Source organism: Pseudomonas lundensis, from assembly GCF_015377145.2.
Classification (GTDB): domain Bacteria; phylum Pseudomonadota; class Gammaproteobacteria; order Pseudomonadales; family Pseudomonadaceae; genus Aquipseudomonas; species Aquipseudomonas lundensis.
Genome location: NZ_CP062158.2, coordinates 735,406 through 756,121 on the forward strand (window position 1 = coordinate 735,406; position 20,716 = coordinate 756,121).

Consider the following 20,716-nt stretch of genomic DNA (forward strand, 5'->3'; position numbering starts at 1 on the left):
TCCGTGATACAGCGAGTGGCGTCACCTACGTGTCCCAGGGTTGATAAAGCAGGCGTTTATATCCAAGTCACTCACGTGCCTGTTGTTGCATCGGATCAACCCCCTTAGGCTTCGGGCATCTTTGGAGATGCTCGATGCCTATTCGATATTTCGTTAAACAACTGCTTCTGCCGCCCGGCATTCTTTTACTGATCCTTGTGCTCGCCTGGTGGCTGCGCCGTTCGCGCCCGCGGCTGGCCGGGGCGTTGTTCGTCGTGGGGGTGGGTGGCTTCTGGTTGATGAGCCTGCCCGTGGTGGTGGAATGGAGCGCCCGCGCGCTGGAGCGTGAACCGGCACTGGCGCAAAGTGACTGGGCGACTTTGGCCACGCGTGCCGATGCGATTGTGGTGCTGGGGTCCGGGCGTGAGCGGGGCGATCCGGCGTGGGGCAGCGATCAGCCGACGGGCACCGGGCTAGAACGTCAGCGTTACTCGGCCCGACTGGCCAAGGCTTCCGGGCTGCCGCTGGTGACCACGGGCGGCCTGCATTACGGCACGCCGCCGAGTGAGGCGCAGTTGATGGCAGACTCCTTGCGCGATGACTTTGGTGTGCAAGTGCGCTGGAAAGAAGAGCGCAGCCGCACGACGTGGGAAAACGCGCAAATGACGGCCGATCTCTTGCTGCCTCAGGGCATCAAGCGCGTGGTGGTGGTCACGCAAGCGTGGCACATGCCGCGTGCCGTCTGGAGTTTCGAAAAGGCCGGGTTTGAAGTGGTGGCAGCGCCGGTGGGCTTTTTGGGCCGAGACAACGCCCGGCCTCTGGGTGGATGGATGCCAGAATTCAAATCGATCTGGCAGTCCGGGCAGTTGCTGAACGAGGCGGTGGGGCAAGTGGCTTACCCGTTGTTTTACCGCTGAGCCGGAGCACGCGCTGGAAGGTAGCTACCCTGTGCGTGTCGCAGCCTCAAGCGTTGGCTGCGACACGCGGCGTCTCACACGGTCTTGGCAATGCGGCTGGTTATCAGGGCCCAGCCGATCAGCACCACACACAGGATAATCAACGGCCACGAACGCCATTGCAGGTACGGCGTGAGGTTGTGCATCGGCACCACTTCGCCGTAGAGAATCCCCTGTTCGAACTGCGGGATTTGCGCCGTGATCTGCCCGTAAGGGTTAATCAGCCCGGTGACGCCGTTGTTGGTTGCCCGGATCATCCAGCGGCCAGCTTCAAGCGCGCGCATCTGGGCCATCTGCAAATGCTGCAGCGGGCCAATCGAGGTGCCGAACCAGGTGTCGTTGCTGATGGTCAGCAGCACATCGCTCTTGGCCGCCAAGCTGGCAGCGAATTCCGGGTACACCACTTCGTAGCAAATGAACGGTGCGATCTGATAGCCCTTGGCTTGTAGCAGCGCTTGTTCCGCAGGCCCGCGAGCGAAGTCGGACATCGGCAGGTCGAAGAACGCAATCAGCCCGCGCAGCACATCCTGTAACGGCACGTATTCGCCAAACGGCACCAGCTTTTGTTTCAGGTAGGTGCCATCCGCCTCGCCCACGGCCGTAATGCCGTTGAAGAAGCGCGGTTCGTGACGCACTTCCTGGCGGATCGGCACACCGGTGATCAGGGCAGAATGCCGGTCGGCAGCAAAGCGCCCCATCATTGACAGGTAGCCTTCGGCGTTTTCCTTGAGTACCGGGATCGCGGTTTCAGGCCAGACGATCAGGTCGACCCGCTTGGAACTGAACGTCATGTCGCGGTACAGGGCCAGTTGCGCATTCAACTGCGCCGGGTCCCATTTCATGCTTTGTTCGATATTGCCCTGAATCGCCGCCACGCTCAGCGGATCGCCCGAAGGACTGGTCCAAGCGTGGTGTTTGAGGGCGCTACCGATGATCCACGGGCCGACCAGCAGCACGGCTCCGGCGGCGATGAAAGCCTTGCGTTTGGCCCGGATCAACCGGGGGAGGTTGCACAGCAGGGCGGCAGTGAGCGCCAAGGTGAAGGAAATCAGCCACATGCCGCCCAGCGGCGCGAGCCCGGCCAGTGGACCGTCGAGTTGGCTGTAACCGGAATAAAGCCACGGGAACCCGGTGAGGAACCAGCCGCGAAAGGCTTCTTGCATGACCCACAGGGCCGCAAAGGCCAAGGCGTCCGCCAGCGGGGCTTCATTGCGGCGAATCCAGCGCGCCCATAGCCACGCGGGCAGGGCAAAGAACCAGGCAATGGCGGCAGTGAATGCCAGCATCAGCAGGCCCGCCAGCAGGACTGACGCGCCTCCGAAGTTGTGAATGCTGTAGTAGATCCAGCTGGTGCCCGCGCCAAACAGGCCGAAACCGAAGCACCAGCCCCGGCCCAGCGCCTGACGTGGCGACAGGTCGCGTAAGCCGAGGTAGAACAGGGCCAGGGCGACCAGCGCCAGCGGCCAGATGTCGTACGGTGCCAACGCCAGGGTGGTGAGTGCGCCGGCGACCACAGCCAGCAAGTTACCGGGCCAGCCGGGGGAGGTTATCCAGCGCATTTCAATCCTTGGTGTTGGAGGTTTAGCGGGCGATAGGCGTCAGGCGAATCAAGTGAATACGGCGGCTGTCTGCATTGAGGATGCGGAAGCGGTACGGGCCGATTTCAGTGGTTTCATTGCGTTTTGGCAAGTGCCCGAACGCACTCATGACCAGGCCGCCCACCGTGTCGAACTCGTCGTCGGAGAAGTCGCTGTCGAAAAACTCGTTGAAGTTTTCGATCGGGGTCAGGGCCTTGATCAGGAAGTCACCGCTTGGCAGCGGCTTGATGTAGCTGTCTTCTTCGACATCGTGTTCGTCTTCGATGTCGCCGACGATCTGTTCGAGCACGTCCTCAATCGTCACCAGACCGGCCACGCCGCCGTACTCGTCAATGACGATGGCCATGTGGTTATGGTTGGCACGGAACTCACGCAGCAACACGTTAAGGCGCTTGGACTCGGGAACGAACGTCGCCGGACGCAGCAGATCCTTGATGTTGTACTTGTCGCCGTTCTCTTGAAGGATCAGCGGCAGCAGGTCTTTGGCCAGCAACACGCCGAGTACGTCGTCGTGGCTTTCGCCGACCACCGGGTAGCGCGAGTGCGCCGCGTCGATGATCGCCGGGAGAAATTCACGGGGTGTCTGGGTCGCCTTGATGCTGATCATCTGCGAGCGCGGCACCATGATGTCGCGCACTTGCAGGTCAGCCACTTGAATGGCGCCTTCGACGATGGCCAGCGCTTCGCTGTCCAAAAGTTTGTTCTGGTGTGCTTCGCGCAGCAGCTCAAGCAGCTCCTGGCGGTTTTTCGGCTCATGGGCAAAGGCCTGGGTCAGCTTACCCAACCATGACTTTTGCCCGTTGCTCGATCGGTCTTCGCTCATAGCGATTTACTCGTATCCCTTGGTAGTTTCAGTGGTGTTGATCAGTTTTCGTCGTCTGCGTACGGGTCTGGGTGACCCAGTTCTGCAAGCAACGTTCGTTCCAGTGCTTCCATTTCTTCGGCTTCGTCATCGTCTATATGGTCGTAACCCAGAAGATGCAAGCAGCCGTGAATCACTAGATGGGCCCAGTGGGCCTCAAGTTCCTTGCCTTGTTCAGCGGCTTCGCGCTCAACCACGGCGACGCAGATCACCAGGTCGCCGAGTAGCGGGATATCGAGGAATTCGTCAGGGACATCGGCCGGGAAGGACAGCACGTTGGTGGCGTAATCTTTGTTGCGCCACGTGTGGTTCAATTCACGGGCTTCCGCTTCGTCCACCAGACGGATGGTCATTTCCGAGTCAGCAGTTCGCTGGCGCAAGGCCAGCTCGCACCATTGGCGGAACTGGCGTTCGCTCGGTGTGACGGCCTGGGTCGCCAGTTGCAGATCAAGCTCAAGCATCGTGGCGGTAATCCTTGGCAGCGGGCAGGGCGGCCAATTTGTCGGCGGCTTCCTGCTCGTAGCGGCCATAAGCCTCCACGATGCGCTGCACCAATGGATGGCGCACGACGTCTTTGGACTGGAAATGCGTAAAGCTGATGCCCGGTACGTCCTTGAGCACTTCGATGACATGGTTGAGCCCGGATTTGGTGCCTTTAGGCAGGTCGATCTGGGTAATGTCACCGGTAATCACGGCGGTGGAGCCGAAGCCGATGCGAGTCAGGAACATCTTCATTTGCTCGACGGTGGTGTTCTGGCTCTCGTCGAGGATGATGAAGCTGTTGTTGAGCGTCCGGCCGCGCATATAAGCCAGCGGCGCGACTTCGATGATCTGGCGCTCAATGAGCTTGGCCACGTATTCAAAGCCGAGCATCTCGTACAGGGCGTCATATAAAGGACGCAGGTACGGATCGATTTTCTGCGACAGGTCGCCGGGCAGGAAGCCGAGTTTTTCACCCGCTTCGACCGCCGGACGTACCAGCAGGATGCGTCGAATTTGCTCGCGCTCCAGGGCATCCACGGCACACGCCACCGCCAGATAGGTTTTACCCGTACCTGCCGGCCCGATACCGAAGTTGATGTCGTTGCCCAGAATCTCTTTGACGTAGCGCTGCTGATTGATGCCGCGAGGGCGAATCATGCCCTTTTTGGTGCGCAACGACACGCTGGGGTCGGCCACGGGGTTGCTGGCCAGGTCTTCGACGGCAGATTCTTGCAGGAACAGGTGCACCATGTCCGGCGACAGCTCGGTGGCTTTGGTTTCGCGGTACAGGCGGCGCAGCAGGTGTTCTGCCGAGGAGGTGGTTTTAGGGTCGCCGATCAATTCGAACTGATTGCCGCGATTGCGGATTTCGATGGCCATGCGCTGTTCGATCAAACGTAAATGCTCGTCGAATAGCCCGCACAGATTGGCGAAGCGGCGAGCCTCAAAAGGCTCGAGGAGAAAACGATGTGGTTCGATGGGTGCGTTCAAAGTCGTTTTTAGCCGCCCTGAGGCAATTGAGATGGTTTGAAGGATAACGCTAGCAGGTCATGGACGAAAGGGCTTACTGATACCACGTAAAATCTGTAGTCGCTGACGCCCGCTGCGATGGTCCGCAAGGCAGGTGTCTGCCCTTTAAACATCGAGGATCTTGTCGATCAGGGGTCAGCGACTGCGCGTTGGCTCAGTTCAGCAGCGAGCCCCGCAGCGAGTGGGGTTGAGCGGCATCGATATGCACGTCCGCAAACTGGCCGATCAACTGCGGGTTATCGCAGCGGAAGTTGACGATGCGGTTGTTCTCGGTGCGCCCTTGCAGTTCGCCGGGGTCTTTTTTCGAGTAATCGGTCACCAGAATCCGCTGGACGGACCCCACCATTTGTCGGCTGATCTCGAAACCTTGCTGGTTGAGGCGATGTTGCAAGGCGTTCAGGCGTTCTTTCTTGCGCTCTTCGGGCGTGTCGTCGGCAAGGTCGGCGGCGGGCGTGCCCGGGCGCTGGCTGTACACGAACGAGTAAGAAAAATCGAAGCCCACGTCTTCGATCAGCTTCATGGTCTGCTCGAAGTCTTTTTCGGTCTCGCCGGGGAAGCCGACGATGAAGTCGGAGCTGATGCAGATACCCGGTACGGCGGCGCGCAGCTTACGCAACTTGGACTTGTATTCCAGCGCCGTGTGGTTGCGTTTCATCGCCGACAGAATACGATCCGAACCCGATTGCACAGGCAAATGCAGGTGTTTGACCAGTTCCGGGACTTCGGCGTGGGCCTGAATCAGGCTGTCGGAAAACTCCAGCGGGTGCGACGTGGTGTAGCGGATACGCTCGATCCCGTCGACCGCCGCCACCACGCGGATCAGTTCCGCCAGGTCGGCCAGGCGACCGTCGTCGGTCAGGCCGCGATAACCGTTCACGTTCTGCCCGAGCAGGGTCACTTCACGCACGCCGTTTTCAGCCAGGTGAATCACTTCGCCTACCACGTCATCGAACGGACGGCTGACTTCTTCGCCGCGGGTATAAGGCACGACGCAGAACGTGCAGTACTTGCTGCACCCCTCCATTACCGAGACATAGGCGCTGGGGCCGTCGATGCGCGGTTCCGGCAAATGGTCAAACTTTTCAATCTCGGGGAACGAAACGTCGACCTGTGGCAGCTTGGTCATGCGCGCCGCGTCGATCATCTCAGGCAGGCGATGCAGGGTCTGCGGACCGAACACCACGTCCACGTAAGGCGCGCGATCCCGGATCGCCGCGCCTTCCTGGCTTGCCACACAACCGCCAACCGCAATCACCATCTCCGGGTTGGCCAGTTTCAGCTCGCGCCAGCGACCCAGTTGCGAATAAACGCGGTCTTGGGCGCGTTCGCGGATGGAGCAGGTGTTAAGCAGGATCACATCAGCGTCTTCGGCGCGCGCCGTGACTTCCAGGGCCTGATGTTCACCCAGCAGATCGACCATGCGTGAGCTGTCGTACTCATTCATCTGGCAACCGTGGGTTTCGATGTAAAGCTTCTTGGCCATGGGTGTTCATCAAGTGGTTCAAAGAACCGCGCATTATAGGGGTCATAGCCGTTGCTTCCTAGCGCTGTGCGTCAGGAGGCTATGCTATAGTTCGCGCCCTCTTTTATACCTTCAGATGTTTACCCGCCCTCCATGACCAAACGTGAAGCTCCAATCTACAAGGTGATTTTCCTCAACCAGGGACAGGTGTTCGAAATGTACGCCAAGCAGATCTATCAAAGTGATCTGTGGGGCTTCCTGGAAGTAGAAGAATTCGTCTTCGGTGAGCGCACGCAAATGGTCGTTGACCCGAGCGAAGAAAAACTCAAGGCCCAGTTCGAAGGCGTTGTGCGCAGCTTTGTGCCAATGCATTCGATTGTGCGCATCGACGAAGTGGAACGCCTGGGCACGCCCAAAATCAGCGAGGCGCGGGGCGTCAGCAATGTCATGCCGTTTCCGTTTCCGATGCCGGAGAAGTAAGGCTCGCGTCTGGATAAGTCATGCAGATGGCAGCTCTGGGCTGCCGGAACTCAAGGCAATGGCGAAAAAGGCGAACGGGCGTCCGTCGATTGCAGTTCCATCAGGTATTTGCGGAAGATTTGTCCCAGCACCTGGGTCGCGGTTTCGAGCTGGTCGCGGGGCATTTGTTCGGCCACTTCATCTGCGGTGTCCAGTGCGTCTTCCGCACCATTGACGGCCGCCATTTTCAGCACGATATACGCCTGAATGTTGTTGGCCGGTACACCTTCACCTTTGTAGAACATGGTGCCGAGCTTGAACTGGGCCATGGCGTGGCCTTGGAGTGACGCTTGTTCGAAGTAGCTCAGGGCCTGGTTGAGGTCGCGCTTGGGATTATTGACGTCGTAGTAGAACTCGCCCAACTCGTATTCGGCTTCTGCATCCCCGCCTTTTGCCGCTTGCACGCACGCGGCGAGCGCCTCTTCCAGATTCTCTGGCTGAGTATTGAGGGTGCAGCGACCCATCGCCGGGATCAACAACGAGTTACCGCCTGCCTGAGCAAGCAACGGCTGTAGGAGCAACAGGCAGCCCATTGCAAGGGCGCGGCCGGTGCGGTTCATGGGAATCGACGTACCTCTGAAAGACGGGCGGGCCCGACCAAGGGATGTATAGGCGCGCATTATGAAATAAGCCGAGGCAACCTTACAAAGTCTTTACTCGTTTTTCTGCTGCGCGAACGTGATATCGGTTGATTTAAGACGATTTTGGACGAGTGGGTTAAAAGATCAGTGCATTACGGGCATAAAAAAACGACAAGGGCCACACCCCTTGTCGTTTTGGCGGATCACTTCAGGGCGGCGAATGCGCGTTCTGCGGCGTCCAGGGTCAACTTCAACTCGGCATCGCCGTGGGCAATGGACGTGAAGCCCGCTTCGAAGGCACTCGGCGCCAGGTAAACGCCGCCTTCAAGCATCAAGTGGAAGAAGCGCTTGAACAGGTCGGCATCACTGGCCATGACGTCGTCGAAGGTGACGATGTCGTCTGCGCCACTGAAGTACAGACCGAACATGCCGCCTGCCTGGGTGGTAACGAATGGGATACCCGCCGCATCCGCCCGTTCCTGCAAGCCGTCGAGCAGGCGCGTGGTGTAGTCGGTCAACTCGGCGTGGAAGCCCGTACGGCTGATCAGGCGCAGCGTGGTCAGGCCAGCAGCCATGGCCAGCGGGTTGCCGGACAGGGTGCCTGCCTGATAGACCGGGCCCAGCGGTGCGATGCATTCCATGATTTCGCGCTTGCCGCCGAAGCAGCCAACCGGCATGCCGCCGCCGATGATTTTGCCAAACGTGCTCAAGTCCGGTGTCACGCCATAGTGCGCCTGGGCACCGCCGAGGGCGACGCGGAAGCCCGTCATCACTTCATCAAAAATCAGCACCACGCCGTGCTGGTCGCACAGGCTGCGCAGGCCTTGCAGAAAGCCCGGCGCTGGCGGCACGCAGTTCATGTTGCCGGCCACAGGCTCGACGATGATGCAGGCGACGGTGTCACCGACGTCGGCCAGCAGTTTTTCCACGGCGTTGATGTCGTTGAACGTGGTGGTCAGGGTGTGTTTGGCGAAGTCCGCCGGTACGCCGCCCGAGCTGGGTACGCCTTGTGTCAGTGCGCCAGAGCCTGCTTTAACCAGCAGGCTGTCGGAATGACCGTGGTAGCAGCCTTCAAACTTGAGAATGTTGTCGCGGCCGGTGTAGCCACGCGCCAGGCGGATGGCACTCATGGTGGCTTCGGTGCCGGAGCTGACCATGCGCACCATGTCCATCGACGGCACGATGGAGCACACCAGGTCGGCCATTTCAGTTTCCATGGCGGTCGGCGCCCCGTACGACAGGCCGTGCTCCAGTTGCGCACGCACGGCGTCCAGAACGTCCGGGTGGCTGTGGCCCAGAATCATCGGCCCCCACGAGCCCACGTAATCCACGTAGCGCTTGTCGTCTTCGTCCGTCACGTAGGCGCCTTCGGCGTGTTTGAAAAACAGCGGGGTGCCACCGACGCTCTTGAAGGCCCGCACTGGCGAATTCACGCCGCCGGGAATGTGTTTTTGAGCGTTGGCAAACAGGGTTTCGGAACGAGACATGGTGGGCTCTCTCTGAATCAGGATTCGGTAGTTAAAGTGACAACAAATCGTTGAAGGCACGGGCGCGGCGGGTAACGGCCTGCGCCGTCTCGGCGCCAAACAGCCCGTGCACCACGGCCAGCAGGTCGGCGCCATGTTCGACCAGTGGCGCGGCGTTCTCCAGGGTGATGCCGCCGATCACGCAAATCGGCACAGTGAGCTGCGCACGGGCGTGATCCAGGAGTTCCAGCGTAGCGGTCGGCGCCCCAGGCTTGGTGCTTGAATTGAAAAAACGGCCAAACGCGACGTAACTCGCGCCTTCCTGGGCGGCCTGTTGAGCCAGTTCGATCTGACTGTGGCAGGTCGAGCCGATGATCGCGTTGCGGCCCAGCAGGGCGCGGGCCGGGTTCAGCGGGCCATCGGTCTGACCCAAGTGGACGCCAACGCCCAGCCGCGCCGCCAGCTCGGCGTCATCGTTGATAATCAGCTGCGCGCCGTAACGTGCGCACAGCTCGCGCAATGCCTCGGCTTCGCGCAGGCGGCGGGCGTCATCTGCACTCTTGTCGCGGTATTGCAGCAATGTCAGACCGCCATCAAGGGCGGCCTCCACGTACGTCAGGCATTTGCCTGCCAGCAGTTGGCTGTCAGTGATTGCGTAAAGTCCACGCAGTTTCATGGTGCGAGCCCCTTGTGTTACGAGCAAAAGTCCAGCGGCAAGCGGCGCGGCACAAATTGCCCCTGACCCAATTGCTCGGCGTCACGCAAGGTGCGCCACGTGTAGTTGAGCGCGGTTTCAACTGCGCTGACCAACTGCTCGCCAATGGCCAGGCGCCCGGCAAGGGTGCTGGCCAGCGTGCAGCCCGAACCGTGGTAGCTGCCAGGCAGGCGATAGCACGTGAAGGTGTGACGGCTGCCGTCGCGGCTGTACAGGCGGTTGTGCACTTCGTGTTCATCGCCGTGCCCGCCGGTAATCAGCAGGTGCTTGCAGTACGGCAGGAGTTTTTCGGCACACGCGTCGGCGCTGCCCTCCGGCAGCTCGGCCAGAATGCGGGCTTCGGGCAAGTTAGGGGTCGCAATAGTGGCCAGGGGCAGCAGGCGCTCGCGCATGGCGAACCCCACTTCGTCCTTGCCCAGCCGCCCGCCGCCGCCTGCGCGCAGCACCGGGTCGCAGACCATCGGCACGTGCGGGTGGGCCTTGAGCAGCTCGACGACGGTGTCGACCATCTCTAAAGAGCCGAGCATGCCGAGCTTGAACGCGGCCACGTTGGAGTCGCTGAGCACGGCAGCGGCTTGCGCCTGCACCCACTCACGATCCAGCACGCGGAAATCGCTGACGTTAACGGTGTTCTGCACAGTCAGGGCGGTGACCACCGGAGCGGCGTGACAACCTTGAGCCAGCAGGGCTTCGATATCTGCCTGCAAGCCGGCGCCACCACTGGGGTCATGGCCGGAGAGACAGAGGACAACAGGGCGAGAGCTGTAGATATTCATGGTGCGCGAGCTTACCACCAAACCGTTTTTGCGGGCGGCTCAGGGTGTGGCGATTTTTCTCACGTCAGTTTCGGAAAAAACTACCGTATCAGATTGTATTTTTGCAGGCTCAGTATCGCTGTAAGGCTTGATCTAGACGCTGTGCATTGAATGTTTACGTGATGTGTATTTGCCATTAGCTGCTGTGCTAGAGTGACCCTCAAACGAATAACAGGTAATGCTGGTTTACGTCGTCTCAAAGGGAAAGGAGGCCCAAAGACGCAATCGGGCAGGCCATTTTGGGGCTGTATGCGCTATTTTTTTATTTTCCTGATGGGCTGGCTGCCAGCGCTGGCCAGCGCAATCACCTTTGACGAAACCACTCAACGCCTGCCCTTGGGCCGTGAGATGCACGTCTATGAAGATGTGGCCGGGCAAGCGACCATCGCCGATATCGTGGCCCATCCTGAACGTTTGCAACCCCATAAAAAAGACACCCTGAACGCGGGTTACTCGCATTCGGTGTTCTGGCTTAAAGTCGATTTCAACTATCAGCCGCGTGATCCGCAAGCCAGTACGTCCTGGTTACTGGAGCTGGCGTACCCGCCGCTGGACCATATCGACCTGTATCAGCAAAACGCCGACGGCGCATTCGAACTGACGCAGAGCACCGGTGATGCCCTGCCTTTTGACAGCCGCCCGGTCAAAGAAAACAACTACCTGTTCGAGCTGAATTTCTCTCCGGGCCACACCCAGACCGTGTACTTGCGTCTGGCCAGCGAAGGCTCCATTCAGGCGCCGTTGACGCTGTGGTCTGCCAAGGCCTACCTCGAAGACCAGCCCGTGCGCATCTACATCCTCGGCCTGATCTACGGCGTACTGCTCGGCATGCTGGTGTACAACCTGTTTATCTACATCAGTGTGCGTGACACCAGTTACCTCTATTACATCTTCTACATTGCCTCGTTTGGCCTGTATCAACTGTCGGTCAATGGCGCCGCAGTGCAGTATTTCTGGCCTGACAACCCGTGGTGGGCGAACGCGGCAACGCCGTTTCTGATCGGTTCGGCAGCCTTTTTCGGCTGTCAGTTCGCCCGCACCTTCCTGCATACCGCCAGCCACAGTCGCTGGCTCGACCGCGCGCTGATGCTGCTGATGGCGATCGGCGCGCTGGTCATGGTGCTGGCGCTGACCACCAGCTATGCGATTTCGTTGCGACTGGCCACCGGTCTGGCGCTGGCCTTTATCTTCACCATCTTTGTGGCCGGGATCGTGGCGTGGTGCCGCGGCCTGCGGGTGGCGCGTTATTTCGTCATCGCCTGGACCGCCTTTTTGCTCGGCGGCCTGGTCAACACGTTGATGGTGTTGGGCTATCTGCCGAATGTATTTCTCACCATGTATGCCAGCCAGATCGGTTCGGCGATTGAAGTCGGGCTGCTGTCGCTGGCGCTGGCGGACCGCATCAATGCCATGCGCGACTTGCAAGCCCGGACCCTGCAAGAGTCCGGGCAAAAACTGGCGGCCATGAACCAGCAACTGGAGCGCACCAACCAGCTCAAGGATGAGTTCCTGGCCACTGTGACCCATGAGCTGCGCACGCCCATGAACGGTGTGATTGGCTCTCTGGAGTTGATCAAGACGCTGGACATGACGCCCGAACTTGAGCAGTACACCCAGACCGCTGAAGGCTCGGCCAAAGAAATGATGGGCATGGTGAATGGCATTTTGACGTTGACCGAGCTGCAAGCCGGTCGCCTGTCGGCCCGTAGCGACCGTTTCAGTCTGGGCGAGCTGTTGCAGGGTTTGCACGACCAGTTCGGGCCAAAAGCCCGGGCCAAAGGGCTTTCCTTCACCCACGAAGTGGCCCGCACCCTTCCTGACACCTGGCTGGGCGATGCCCAGAAGATCCGGCAGTGCCTGGAGTGCTTGCTGGATAACGCCATCAAGTTCACCCATCAGGGCGGGGTCATCCTGCGCGTCACGGGTAAAACCGCCGGGCCGGGTCGCTGGAACCTGGCCTTTAACGTGATCGACAGCGGCATCGGCTTTGTCCATCAGGAAGAAGCCGAGTTGTACCAGCACTTCTTCCAGGTCGACGGGTCCATGACCCGGGAATATGGCGGCTTGGGCATTGGGCTGGCGATTTGCCGGCGTTTGGTTGAACTGCTCGGCGGTCACCTGACCCATCATTCGCAGCCGGGTCAGGGGTCGCAGTTTCAGCTGTCCATCGAAATGGAATCGCCGCTCGAAACAGCGCAAGTCGTACAAATGCCGATGCGTTTTCCCGAGCAATACGTCGTTTTGCTGGTAGAAGACAACACCGCCAACTCGGCGGTGTTACGCGCGATGCTGCTCAAATCGGGTTACCGGGTGTTGACGGCGCAAAGCGGTCAAGACGCAGTCGACACGTTGCGCCGGGAGCGCGTGGATGCGGTGTTGCTGGCGTGCCCGTTCAGTCACGTGTCCGGCTCATCCATGGGCAGCCAGCTGCTGACGCTGGCCGCATGCGCCCGGTTGCCGGTGCTGGCGTTGTTTGAGTCCCAGGCCGCTGCGCAAACGGCACGCACGCAGGTGGAGGGCATCACCGATTTCCTGATCAAACCGCTGCGTTTCGAAGACCTGCAACAGGCATTGGCACAACGGCTGTTAACCGGCGATGAGGACAAAAGCGTCGAGTTTTAGGCGCTTATGCCACTTGTGAAGGTGGCAATGCGTGCTTCACTGGCTCCATTGGCATGATTCCCAGGAGCCCGCGCAATGAATTTGCATCAGTACGCAGAAACCCACGAAGTCACCAACCAGCCGCCCTCCCTGGACGGCGTTAACCTGTACCGCATCGACCTGCCGCTGCAAGCGTGGGGTCAGCGCTTTGGCGCCGGTTGGGCGCAGGCGCGCATCGACGAATACGGCGCACTGGCCGGTGGGCCGTTGATGGCCGCGGGCTTTCTGGCCAACGAAAACAAACCCGTGTTTGTCAGCCATGACCGTTTTGGTCATCGGATCGATCTGGTGGAATTTCACCCCGCGTATCACGAGCTGATGCGCACGGCGATTGAACACGGCTTGCCGTCGTTGCCCTGGACGGACCCGCGCCCTGGTGCCCACGTGGCCCGGGCGTGCATGACGTACCTGCATACCCAGGCTGAAGCCGGCAGTGGTTGCCCGCTGACCATGACCTTTGCCAGCGTCCCCGCGCTGCGTTTGCAGCCGGATGTGGCGCAGATCTGGCTGCCCAAAGTACTCGCGACCCACTACGACCCGCGCAACGTGGACATCAGCCAGAAGGCCGGTGTGACGCTGGGCATGGCCATGACCGAGAAACAGGGCGGCACCGATGTCCGCGCCAATACGACCCGTGCTTACCCGGTCGGGGCGCCGGGGCCGGGCCAGGCCTATGAGCTGCTGGGCCATAAATGGTTTTGCTCGGCACCCATGTGCGATGGCTTCCTGACGCTGGCGCAAACTGACAAGGGCCTGAGTTGCTTTTTGCTGCCGCGCCACCGGCCGGACGGCACCCGCAACGCGTTTTACATCCAGCGTCTGAAAAACAAGCTCGGCAACAGCTCCAATGCCTCCAGCGAAGTTGAATTTCGCGGGGCGCTGGCATGGATGCTGGGCGAAGAAGGGCGCGGCGTCCCGACCATCATCGAGATGGTGGCCATGACCCGGTTTGACTGCATGGTGGGTTCCAGCGCCTTGATGCGTCAGGCATTGACCCAGGCCAGCCATCATTGTGCGCACCGCACCGTGGGCGGCCGGGTACTGGCAGAGCAGCCGTTGATGCAAAACGTGCTGGCGGACCTGGCGCTGGAAAGCGAAGCGGCGCTGGCTTTGAGTTTGCGCATGGGGCAGGCACTGGATCATCCGCACGACCCGCAGCAGGCGAAGTTCTCGCGCCTGGTGACTGCCGTGGGCAAGTACTGGATCTGCAAACGGGCGCCCGCGATGATTAATGAAGCCGCCGAGTGCATGGGTGGTGCGGGGTATGTCGAAGACAGCATCTTGCCGCGCCTGTACCGCGAAGCCCCGGTCAACTCAACGTGGGAGGGCTCGGGCAACGTGCAGTGCCTGGACGTGTTGCGCGCCTTGTCCAAAGAGCCGGGTGTGCTGGACGCGTTGTTCATGGAACTGGGGGACGGGCATGGCGACCGGCGACTGGCGCAGCACATCGCGCAGCTCAAAACCGCGCTCAAGGACACCGACGACATTCAATACCGCGCCCGGCAACTGACCGAAGACATCGCGTTGGGGTTACAGGCGACATTACTGCTCCAAGCCGGTAACAGCGACGTGAGTGACGCCTTTATCGCCAGCCGCCTGCATGGCAGCGCGCGAACCTATGGCGCTTTGCCGCGCGGCTTGAACGTCGCGGCCATCGTGGCGCGCTCAACGCCGTCCGTGGGCTGATTGGTCGGCCACCGCGACTTGTAACGGGCTGTGTTTTGCTCAGCGATGCAGGCAAGATAACGGCCTGCCCGTTCAGAAGACAGGATGCTCATCGTGACTGAAGCTTTTATTGTCGTCCCCACCGCTGAAGAGGCTGTCGACCGCCTCGCAGCCTTGCATGAGCGCGCAACCACGGCGTTAAGCCAGGCACTCAAGCGTTATCTCAAAGACCGCATCGAGCCGTCTGCGCAAGAGCGCGCCCTGTTCCGCTACCCGGAACTGCGGTTGACCTACCGCTTTCATGGCGAAGTGCCCGTTATCACCCGCGCCTATGCCAAGGTGCAACTGCCCGGCACGTACAGCGTCACCGTCACCCATCCCGCCGCGTTCCGTAATTATTTGTTGGAACAGCTGGTGCCGCTGATGCGCGACTTCACCGTTGACGTCGAGGTCGGCGTCAGCCAGCAAAACATTCCTTATCCGTACGTGGTAGAGCAGGGCGACGAACTCGCGGGCTCCGGCGTGACGGCCGCTGCGCTGGCGCGGGTATTCCCGAGCACCGACCTGTCGGCTGCCACCGATGGCATCGCGGATGGCCTGTACGACTGGGAAAACACCGACCCGCTGCCGCTGGCGCTGTTTGATGCCGCCCGCGTTGATTTCTCGCTGCGGCGGCTGGTGCATTACACCGGCAGCGACTGGCGCCATGTGCAGCCGTGGATCCTGCTGACCAACTACCACCGTTATGTCGACCAGTTCATCCTCCACGGTCTTGAACAACTGCGCGATAACCCGCGCTTTGTGCGCATGGTGCTGCCGGGCAATGTGCTGATCGAAAAATCCATGGACTACGGCGAAGCGCAAGCCATTGCGGCCGGGGTGGTGTGGCACCGCTACCAAATGCCGGCGTATCACCTGCAAGCCAGCGATGGCCATGGCGTGACGCTGGTGAACATCGGGGTTGGCCCGTCGAATGCGAAAAACATCACCGACCATTTGGCGGTGCTGCGTCCGCACTGCTGGTTGATGATCGGCCACTGCGGCGGCCTGCGTCAGTCGCAAACCATTGGCGACTACGTGCTGGCCCACGCCTACATGCGCCGCGACGGCATTCTTGATCGTGTGGTGCCGCCGAACATTCCGATCCCGGCCTTGGCCGAGGTGCAGTTGGCGCTTCAAGAAGCGGCAGCGCAGGTCACGGGCGAGCATGGCGATGAGCTGAAAAAGCGTCTGCGCACCGGCACTGTGCTGACCTACGACGACCGTAACTGGGAGTTGCGCTGGGCGCAGGAACGTCCACTGATTAACCTGTCTCGCGCCGTGGCCGTGGACATGGAAAGCGGCACCATCGCCGCGCAAGGTTATCGCTTGCGTGTACCGTATGGCACGCTGCTGTGCGTCTCGGACAAACCGCTGCACAGTGAAATCAAATTGCCCGGTTCGGCCAACGCGTTTTATGAGCGCGCGGTCAGCCAGCATTTGAAGATCGGCATTGCCGCCGTGGACTTGATGCGCAATCAGCTGCACTCGTTGCATTCGCGCAAATTGCGCAGCTTCGACGAGCCGCCGTTCCGTTGATGGGTGATGGTCATTTAGCCAGGCTGCGTTGCAGAGCTTGAGAAGGGAACCCCATTCCCTTCGCGCTGCGCCTTGCCTGGCTAAATGGGATTCAGCGACGCGGCTTGCAATGAAACGGGAACAGCCCCTAGCATTGCCCGCCCTGATCGCTAGATGTCCGGTGTGCCATGTCCCGTCCTGCTCGTCCCGCCCCACGCCGTCCGGCGTCTAAAAGCCCTCAACCTCACACCGCCGGTCGTCGCGTGGCCAAGGCGCCACCTGCTGAGCCCAAGCTGTACCTGTTCAACAAACCGTTTGATGTACTGACTCAATTCAGCGACGAAGGCGGGCGAGCGACGCTCAAGGATTTTATCCCGATCCCCGGCATTTACCCGGCCGGACGGTTGGACCGGGACAGTGAAGGGTTGCTGCTGCTGACCAATGATGGCCAGTTGCAAGCGCGGATCGCGGACCCGAAACACAAACTGCCCAAGACCTATTGGGTGCAAGTAGAAGGCGAGCCCACCCCGGAGCAATTGCAACAGCTGCGCGACGGGGTGCTGCTCAACGACGGCAAGACGTTGCCCGCCGAGGCGCGGGCGCTTGAAGAGCCGCAGCTATGGCCGCGTAACCCGCCGGTGCGCTTTCGCAAAAGTGTGCCGACGGCCTGGCTGGAACTGGTGATTCGCGAAGGGCGTAACCGTCAGGTCAGGCGCATGACCGCCGCTGTCGGTTTACCGACGTTGCGGCTGGTGCGTGTGCGCATTGGCGACTGGAGCATCGAGGGCCTGGAGCAGGGGCAGTACAGGGAAGTGCCGGCGCGGCTATAGCGCGCCAGACTCAATCAAGCCGATCACCACGCTTTTGATGATGAACGCGGCCACACCCAGCCCCAGCACGAAAAACAGGATAAACGAGCCGAAACGCCCGGCCTTGGACTTCTTCGCCAGATCCCAGACGATAAAAGCCATGAACATGATCAGGATGCTGACCAGAATCGTCATCATCCACTCTTCAAATACGGCAGGATCCATCAGTGTTCTCCAGCGTCATCGGGGGTGAAAAGCCGGGCGAGTATACGCCAATGCCCGCGGCGGGTAGTGACCCGTAGCCGGTGGCGGCTTACGTGCGCAAGTGCGTGAGCGGCAACTCGGTGCTGTTGAGCACCTGATTGAGCACAAAGCTTGAACGCACGCTGGTCACGCCCTCGATCCGGGTCAGATGGCCCAGTAACAGCTGTTGATAGTGGTCCATGTCCGGCACCACGATTTTCAACTGATAGTCTGCGTCAACCCCGGTCACCAGGCTGCATTCCAGCACTTGGGGCAGGCTGCGGATGGCGGATTCGAAATTCTCGAAACGTTCTGGCGTATGACGGTCCATGCCGATCAGTACGTAGGCGGTCAGGCTCAACCCCAGCTTTTTACGGTCCAGCAAGGCGACCTGGCGCGAGATGTAGCCATCGTCTTCCAGTTGCTTGACCCGTCTTGAGCACGGCGAAGGCGAGAGCCCAATGCGTTCGGCCAGTTCCTGATTGGAGATGCGTGCATCACGCTGTAATTCCGCCAAAATACTCAAGTCGTATCGGTCGAGTTTGCTCACGAAGTTACCCTTTGTCATAACTATTGCGTGAAAGTATCCACCTTAAGTCAAAAATTGCGCAAGTAATGTTTTATTGAGCAATCTTCGCAATCGTGTGCCGTTCGCACAGGCCTATGCTTTACACCAGAATCACTGCCCGGACATAGAGTCCACTGCGGCCCGCCGAATCAGGCCAGCCGCGGCCGCCAACCCCACAGGGTTGCCCCGGCCCCCGGGCTACGCACTGTCCAGAAGACGGAGCGAGGTGAGCCAACACCACACGTGTTGAGCCAGGACGAAAAAATTCAAAGGGCGGCCGACGGGTCGCCCTTTTTTATGGCCAAAAATAAGTGCCGGACCTGCTAACCTGCCGCCGAACCGGTTCCCGGATTTCCAGTCTTATCGTTACGCCCCTACCTGCAGTGAGGAACATCATGAAATCGCGTCTCTGGCGTTTGGCTGTCGTCAGTTTGCTCAGTGTCGGTGTCAGCGGTCATGTGGTGGCTGATGAGCGGGGTGAAGGCCATCCTCAGCAAGGTCGGCCCGACGGCGGCGAGCATCGCCCTCACGGTCAAGGCGCGAACGCCCCCTCGCGCCCCGATTACAACCCGCAGTCCGGCGGCCATGGTCAGCCGCAAGGTGGCCAATGGCAAAGTCGTCCTCAGGGCGACGGGGCGCAACATCGCCCGTCAGCGCCCGGCAATCAGTTAAGCATTCAGCCGCGACCTGACTCCGTGCAGCAGACTCAGCCACCACGCCAGGGTCACTATCAGGATATTCCCCGGCGTCCCGGCGACTATTCCCAGTGGCAAGGTCGCCCACGGCCCGGCTACGGCCCAAACCCCGGTTTCAATAACGGGCGTCCCGATGACAGCCATTGGCAGGGGCGGCCGGACGGGCATGGCAATGGCTGGGGGCCGGGCCCTCGCTATCGTCCCGGCTACAGGGTTGACCGCTTTCCCGACCGCTATTGGCAAGTGCCCTACCGTGGGCAGGACTATTTCTACTCCGGCGGTTACTGGTATCGCCCCCACGGCCCGCGTTATGTCGTGGTGCAGCCGCCCTACGGGATCCGTGTAGGCTATCTGCCCGATTACGCGCGTGAAGTGTGGATCGGCAGCTCGCTGTTATTTCTCGCCGCCGGTGCGTATTACGCTTATCAACCCGCGACGCAGGACTACATCGTGGTGCAACCGCCAGCGCCCATCCCCGTGGCCGCGCCGCAACCGCTGAGCAGCGGCTACGACGTGGTGGCCTATCCGGCCAATGGCCAGACACCTGCGCAAGTGGATCAGGATCGCTACGACTGTTACCGCTGGGCCGTCGACCAGAGCGGCTTTAACCCGGCCAGCGTGACCTACGCGCCTTCACCGGCGGTGGTGCAAACCTACCGTCAGGCGCAGGGCAACTGCCTGAGCAGCCGCGGTTATCAGGTCACTTACTGAGCCCGGTGTTTGACCACTTCCTGCGGGTCGGCGTGCACCAGCACTTCGGCCTGTGGATAACGGCGCTCAATCGCCTCGGCGGCGCGGTCGCTGAGGTCGTGAGCTACCGAGAGCGTCAGCTCGCCGGGCAATTCAAGGTGCAATTGCACGTACCAGATATTCCCCGAAATGCGCGTGCGCAGGTCATGTGCCCCCAACACGCCCGGTACGCTGCAGGCCAGTTCCAGCATGTTCTGGCTGACGTCAGCCGGTAACTCTTCATCCATCAACACGGAAAAACTCTGGCGGGCGATCTGGATCGCGCTCCACAGGATGTATCCCGCAATCCCCAGGCCAAACCACGCGTCCAGCTGCGGCCAACCGAAGCTGGCCAGCACCAGCGCCACCAGAATGCTGCCATTGAGCAACAGGTCGGAGCGGTAATGCAGCGAGTCGGCGCGCACCGCGTTCGACCCGGTGGCCTTCACCACCCGATGCTGTAACACCAGCAGCGCCACGGTCATCACCAGCGAGAACACAATCACGCCAATGCCGATCCATGGCGCGCCAATGGGCTCGGGGTGTTTCAGGCGCTCAATGGCCTGAATCGCAATCAGCACGGCGCTTACGGCAATAAACAGCGCCTGCGCCATCCCGGCGAGGGACTCGGCCTTGCCATGGCCGTAGCGGTGGTCATCGTCGGCAGGGCGCAAGGCGTAATGCACGGCCAACAGGTTGAGAAACGACGTCACGCCGTCCAGCAACGAGTCGGTCAACCCGGCCAGCATGCTGACCGAACCGCTGAGCCACCAGGCGATGGCCTTGGTCACGATCAAAAGGCTTGCCACTGCCACCGAGGCTCGGGTAGCAAGGCGTAACAGGCGCGCGTGTTCCGGGCTGCTGGTCATGAACGTTCCTTGTATCAGGCGGCGGGGGCAAGGCCGTAAAGGGCCAATTGCTGCACGCTGCCCGTGTGCTGGATCAGGCGTGGATCGTCGAGTGGGAAGCTGCCGCCCAGTTCACGCTCAAGGATCGTTTGCAGCTTGCTGTTATCCACCTTGCCGTCCGCACCGATGGCGTCTTGCAGTTTTTGTGGGGCGATGTGCGCGGTTTTGCCTGGCGGGAAGTAAATCGCGCCCGTGGCAAAGTCGACGCCAAAGGCGATCAGGCCCGGGATCACATAAAACAGCAAGCCCACGGCATCGAGCACCGCAATCATCGGGTCGACCTTGCCGTCGATCTGCCCGCGACGGTCCGGGAAGAAAATACTGCCGCAGGCAGTCAGTTGAGTGAGCAGGGCGGCAATCACAACGCCACCTATCACGCGCGAAGACATACGCATCTCAAAACCTCATAAACGTTT

20 protein-coding genes are annotated in these 20,716 nt (G+C 60.7%); 7 read left to right on the top strand and 13 right to left on the bottom strand.

Features of this window, described 5'->3' with window-relative positions; all coding sequences use genetic code 11:
• The first annotated feature begins 134 nt into the window (after positions 1 to 134).
• Positions 135 to 896, top strand: a complete 762-nt coding sequence (locus IF654_RS03800) for a YdcF family protein (protein ID WP_047273512.1) — start codon at positions 135 to 137, stop codon at positions 894 to 896.
• A 74-nt stretch (positions 897 to 970) separates the two neighbouring features.
• On the opposite strand, the gene lnt is transcribed toward IF654_RS03800, so the two are convergent.
• The 5 genes from lnt to miaB form a co-directional block, all read right to left on the bottom strand.
• Positions 971 to 2,494, bottom strand: coding sequence for an apolipoprotein N-acyltransferase (gene lnt / locus IF654_RS03805; protein ID WP_047273513.1), 1,524 nt, complete (start codon positions 2,492 to 2,494; stop codon positions 971 to 973).
• A gap of 22 nt (positions 2,495 to 2,516) precedes the next feature.
• Positions 2,517 to 3,356 carry an HlyC/CorC family transporter gene (locus IF654_RS03810; protein ID WP_047273514.1) on the bottom strand — a complete coding sequence of 280 codons (840 nt, stop codon included), beginning with the start codon at positions 3,354 to 3,356 and terminating at the stop codon, positions 2,517 to 2,519.
• 41 nt (positions 3,357 to 3,397) lie between these two features.
• Positions 3,398 to 3,856, bottom strand: a complete 459-nt coding sequence (gene ybeY / locus IF654_RS03815; RefSeq protein WP_047281360.1) for an rRNA maturation RNase YbeY — start codon at positions 3,854 to 3,856, stop codon at positions 3,398 to 3,400.
• Complete coding sequence (locus tag IF654_RS03820; RefSeq protein WP_047281359.1) at positions 3,849 to 4,868, bottom strand: PhoH family protein; 1,020 nt, start codon at positions 4,866 to 4,868, stop codon at positions 3,849 to 3,851. The genes ybeY and IF654_RS03820 overlap by 8 nt, the downstream gene beginning before the upstream one ends.
• A 193-nt stretch (positions 4,869 to 5,061) precedes the next feature.
• Complete coding sequence (gene miaB / locus IF654_RS03825; RefSeq protein WP_047273517.1) at positions 5,062 to 6,390, bottom strand: tRNA (N6-isopentenyl adenosine(37)-C2)-methylthiotransferase MiaB; 1,329 nt, start codon at positions 6,388 to 6,390, stop codon at positions 5,062 to 5,064.
• A 132-nt stretch (positions 6,391 to 6,522) separates the two neighbouring features.
• On the opposite strand from miaB, the gene IF654_RS03830 reads away from it, so the two are divergent.
• Positions 6,523 to 6,849 (top strand): DUF1820 family protein, encoded by a 327-nt coding sequence (locus tag IF654_RS03830; RefSeq protein ID WP_019411970.1) that lies wholly within the window; start codon positions 6,523 to 6,525, stop codon positions 6,847 to 6,849.
• A gap of 50 nt (positions 6,850 to 6,899) precedes the next feature.
• Here the strand turns inward: IF654_RS03830 and IF654_RS03835 are convergent, their stop codons facing one another.
• The 4 genes from IF654_RS03835 to IF654_RS03850 all read right to left on the bottom strand — a co-directional run bounded on the left by IF654_RS03835 (position 6,900) and on the right by IF654_RS03850 (position 10,426).
• A complete protein-coding gene (locus tag IF654_RS03835; RefSeq protein ID WP_047273518.1) occupies positions 6,900 to 7,448 on the bottom strand; it encodes a tetratricopeptide repeat protein in 549 nt (182 codons plus the stop codon).
• A 224-nt stretch (positions 7,449 to 7,672) separates the two neighbouring features.
• Entirely contained in the window at positions 7,673 to 8,956 is a 1,284-nt protein-coding gene (gene hemL, locus IF654_RS03840; RefSeq protein ID WP_070414380.1) for a glutamate-1-semialdehyde 2,1-aminomutase, read from the bottom strand.
• Positions 8,957 to 8,987: 31 nt separating this feature from the next.
• A complete protein-coding gene (thiE, locus tag IF654_RS03845; RefSeq protein WP_047273520.1) occupies positions 8,988 to 9,611 on the bottom strand; it encodes a thiamine phosphate synthase in 624 nt (207 codons plus the stop codon).
• Positions 9,612 to 9,628: 17 nt separating this feature from the next.
• Positions 9,629 to 10,426 carry a hydroxymethylpyrimidine/phosphomethylpyrimidine kinase gene (locus IF654_RS03850; RefSeq protein ID WP_047273521.1) on the bottom strand — a complete coding sequence of 266 codons (798 nt, stop codon included), beginning with the start codon at positions 10,424 to 10,426 and terminating at the stop codon, positions 9,629 to 9,631.
• 288 nt (positions 10,427 to 10,714) lie between these two features.
• Here IF654_RS03850 and IF654_RS03855 point away from each other — a divergent pair, with 288 nt between their 5' ends.
• From IF654_RS03855 to IF654_RS03870, 4 genes are all read left to right on the top strand, one after another.
• Positions 10,715 to 13,087 (top strand): hybrid sensor histidine kinase/response regulator, encoded by a 2,373-nt coding sequence (locus IF654_RS03855; protein WP_194862756.1) that lies wholly within the window; start codon positions 10,715 to 10,717, stop codon positions 13,085 to 13,087.
• 75 nt (positions 13,088 to 13,162) lie between these two features.
• Positions 13,163 to 14,812: an acyl-CoA dehydrogenase family protein gene (locus IF654_RS03860; RefSeq protein ID WP_194862755.1), complete on the top strand. Its 1,650-nt coding sequence runs from the start codon at positions 13,163 to 13,165 to the stop codon at positions 14,810 to 14,812.
• 84 nt (positions 14,813 to 14,896) lie between these two features.
• Positions 14,897 to 16,369, top strand: a complete 1,473-nt coding sequence (gene amn, locus IF654_RS03865) for an AMP nucleosidase (protein ID WP_162199724.1) — start codon at positions 14,897 to 14,899, stop codon at positions 16,367 to 16,369.
• A 242-nt stretch (positions 16,370 to 16,611) separates the two neighbouring features.
• Positions 16,612 to 17,178: a pseudouridine synthase gene (locus IF654_RS03870; RefSeq protein WP_162493716.1), complete on the top strand. Its 567-nt coding sequence runs from the start codon at positions 16,612 to 16,614 to the stop codon at positions 17,176 to 17,178.
• On the opposite strand, the gene IF654_RS03875 is transcribed toward IF654_RS03870, so the two are convergent.
• The gene (locus IF654_RS03875) at positions 17,173 to 17,382 is read right to left on the bottom strand and encodes a DUF2788 domain-containing protein (RefSeq protein WP_047273525.1); all 210 of its coding nucleotides are present in this window, start codon (positions 17,380 to 17,382) and stop codon (positions 17,173 to 17,175) included. The genes IF654_RS03870 and IF654_RS03875 overlap by 6 nt on opposite strands.
• Before the next feature lie 88 nt (positions 17,383 to 17,470).
• Positions 17,471 to 17,950: an Lrp/AsnC family transcriptional regulator gene (locus IF654_RS03880; RefSeq protein ID WP_047274261.1), complete on the bottom strand. Its 480-nt coding sequence runs from the start codon at positions 17,948 to 17,950 to the stop codon at positions 17,471 to 17,473.
• Positions 17,951 to 18,363: 413 nt separating this feature from the next.
• Between IF654_RS03880 and IF654_RS03885 the strand changes: the two genes are divergently transcribed.
• The gene (locus IF654_RS03885; RefSeq protein ID WP_194862754.1) at positions 18,364 to 19,374 is read left to right on the top strand and encodes a DUF6515 family protein; all 1,011 of its coding nucleotides are present in this window, start codon (positions 18,364 to 18,366) and stop codon (positions 19,372 to 19,374) included.
• Here IF654_RS03885 and IF654_RS03890 read toward each other — a convergent pair.
• Together IF654_RS03890 and IF654_RS03895 are read right to left on the bottom strand one after the other, a co-directional pair.
• Positions 19,368 to 20,261 carry a cation diffusion facilitator family transporter gene (locus IF654_RS03890; RefSeq protein WP_047273527.1) on the bottom strand — a complete coding sequence of 298 codons (894 nt, stop codon included), beginning with the start codon at positions 20,259 to 20,261 and terminating at the stop codon, positions 19,368 to 19,370. The genes IF654_RS03885 and IF654_RS03890 overlap by 7 nt on opposite strands.
• Positions 20,262 to 20,275: 14 nt before the next feature.
• Positions 20,276 to 20,695, bottom strand: a complete 420-nt coding sequence (locus IF654_RS03895; RefSeq protein ID WP_047281354.1) for a hypothetical protein — start codon at positions 20,693 to 20,695, stop codon at positions 20,276 to 20,278.
• Positions 20,696 to 20,716: the final 21 nt, after the last annotated feature.

What these genes read in the sequence shown, in the direction of transcription:
- IF654_RS03800 (WP_047273512.1), top strand. Translation starts at nt 135, where the DNA reads ATGCCTATTCGATATTTCGTTAAACAACTGCTTCTGCCGCCCGGCATT.
- lnt (WP_047273513.1), bottom strand. Translation starts at nt 2,494, where the DNA reads ATGCGCTGGATAACCTCCCCCGGCTGGCCCGGTAACTTGCTGGCTGTG.
- IF654_RS03810 (WP_047273514.1), bottom strand. Translation starts at nt 3,356, where the DNA reads ATGAGCGAAGACCGATCGAGCAACGGGCAAAAGTCATGGTTGGGTAAG.
- ybeY (WP_047281360.1), bottom strand. Translation starts at nt 3,856, where the DNA reads ATGCTTGAGCTTGATCTGCAACTGGCGACCCAGGCCGTCACACCGAGC.
- miaB (WP_047273517.1), bottom strand. Translation starts at nt 6,390, where the DNA reads ATGGCCAAGAAGCTTTACATCGAAACCCACGGTTGCCAGATGAATGAG.
- IF654_RS03830 (WP_019411970.1), top strand. Translation starts at nt 6,523, where the DNA reads ATGACCAAACGTGAAGCTCCAATCTACAAGGTGATTTTCCTCAACCAG.
- IF654_RS03835 (WP_047273518.1), bottom strand. Translation starts at nt 7,448, where the DNA reads ATGAACCGCACCGGCCGCGCCCTTGCAATGGGCTGCCTGTTGCTCCTA.
- hemL (WP_070414380.1), bottom strand. Translation starts at nt 8,956, where the DNA reads ATGTCTCGTTCCGAAACCCTGTTTGCCAACGCTCAAAAACACATTCCC.
- thiE (WP_047273520.1), bottom strand. Translation starts at nt 9,611, where the DNA reads ATGAAACTGCGTGGACTTTACGCAATCACTGACAGCCAACTGCTGGCA.
- IF654_RS03850 (WP_047273521.1), bottom strand. Translation starts at nt 10,426, where the DNA reads ATGAATATCTACAGCTCTCGCCCTGTTGTCCTCTGTCTCTCCGGCCAT.
- IF654_RS03855 (WP_194862756.1), top strand. Translation starts at nt 10,715, where the DNA reads ATGCGCTATTTTTTTATTTTCCTGATGGGCTGGCTGCCAGCGCTGGCC.
- IF654_RS03860 (WP_194862755.1), top strand. Translation starts at nt 13,163, where the DNA reads ATGAATTTGCATCAGTACGCAGAAACCCACGAAGTCACCAACCAGCCG.
- amn (WP_162199724.1), top strand. Translation starts at nt 14,897, where the DNA reads ATGCTCATCGTGACTGAAGCTTTTATTGTCGTCCCCACCGCTGAAGAG.
- IF654_RS03875 (WP_047273525.1), bottom strand. Translation starts at nt 17,382, where the DNA reads ATGGATCCTGCCGTATTTGAAGAGTGGATGATGACGATTCTGGTCAGC.
- IF654_RS03885 (WP_194862754.1), top strand. Translation starts at nt 18,364, where the DNA reads ATGAAATCGCGTCTCTGGCGTTTGGCTGTCGTCAGTTTGCTCAGTGTC.
- IF654_RS03890 (WP_047273527.1), bottom strand. Translation starts at nt 20,261, where the DNA reads ATGACCAGCAGCCCGGAACACGCGCGCCTGTTACGCCTTGCTACCCGA.
- IF654_RS03895 (WP_047281354.1), bottom strand. Translation starts at nt 20,695, where the DNA reads ATGCGTATGTCTTCGCGCGTGATAGGTGGCGTTGTGATTGCCGCCCTG.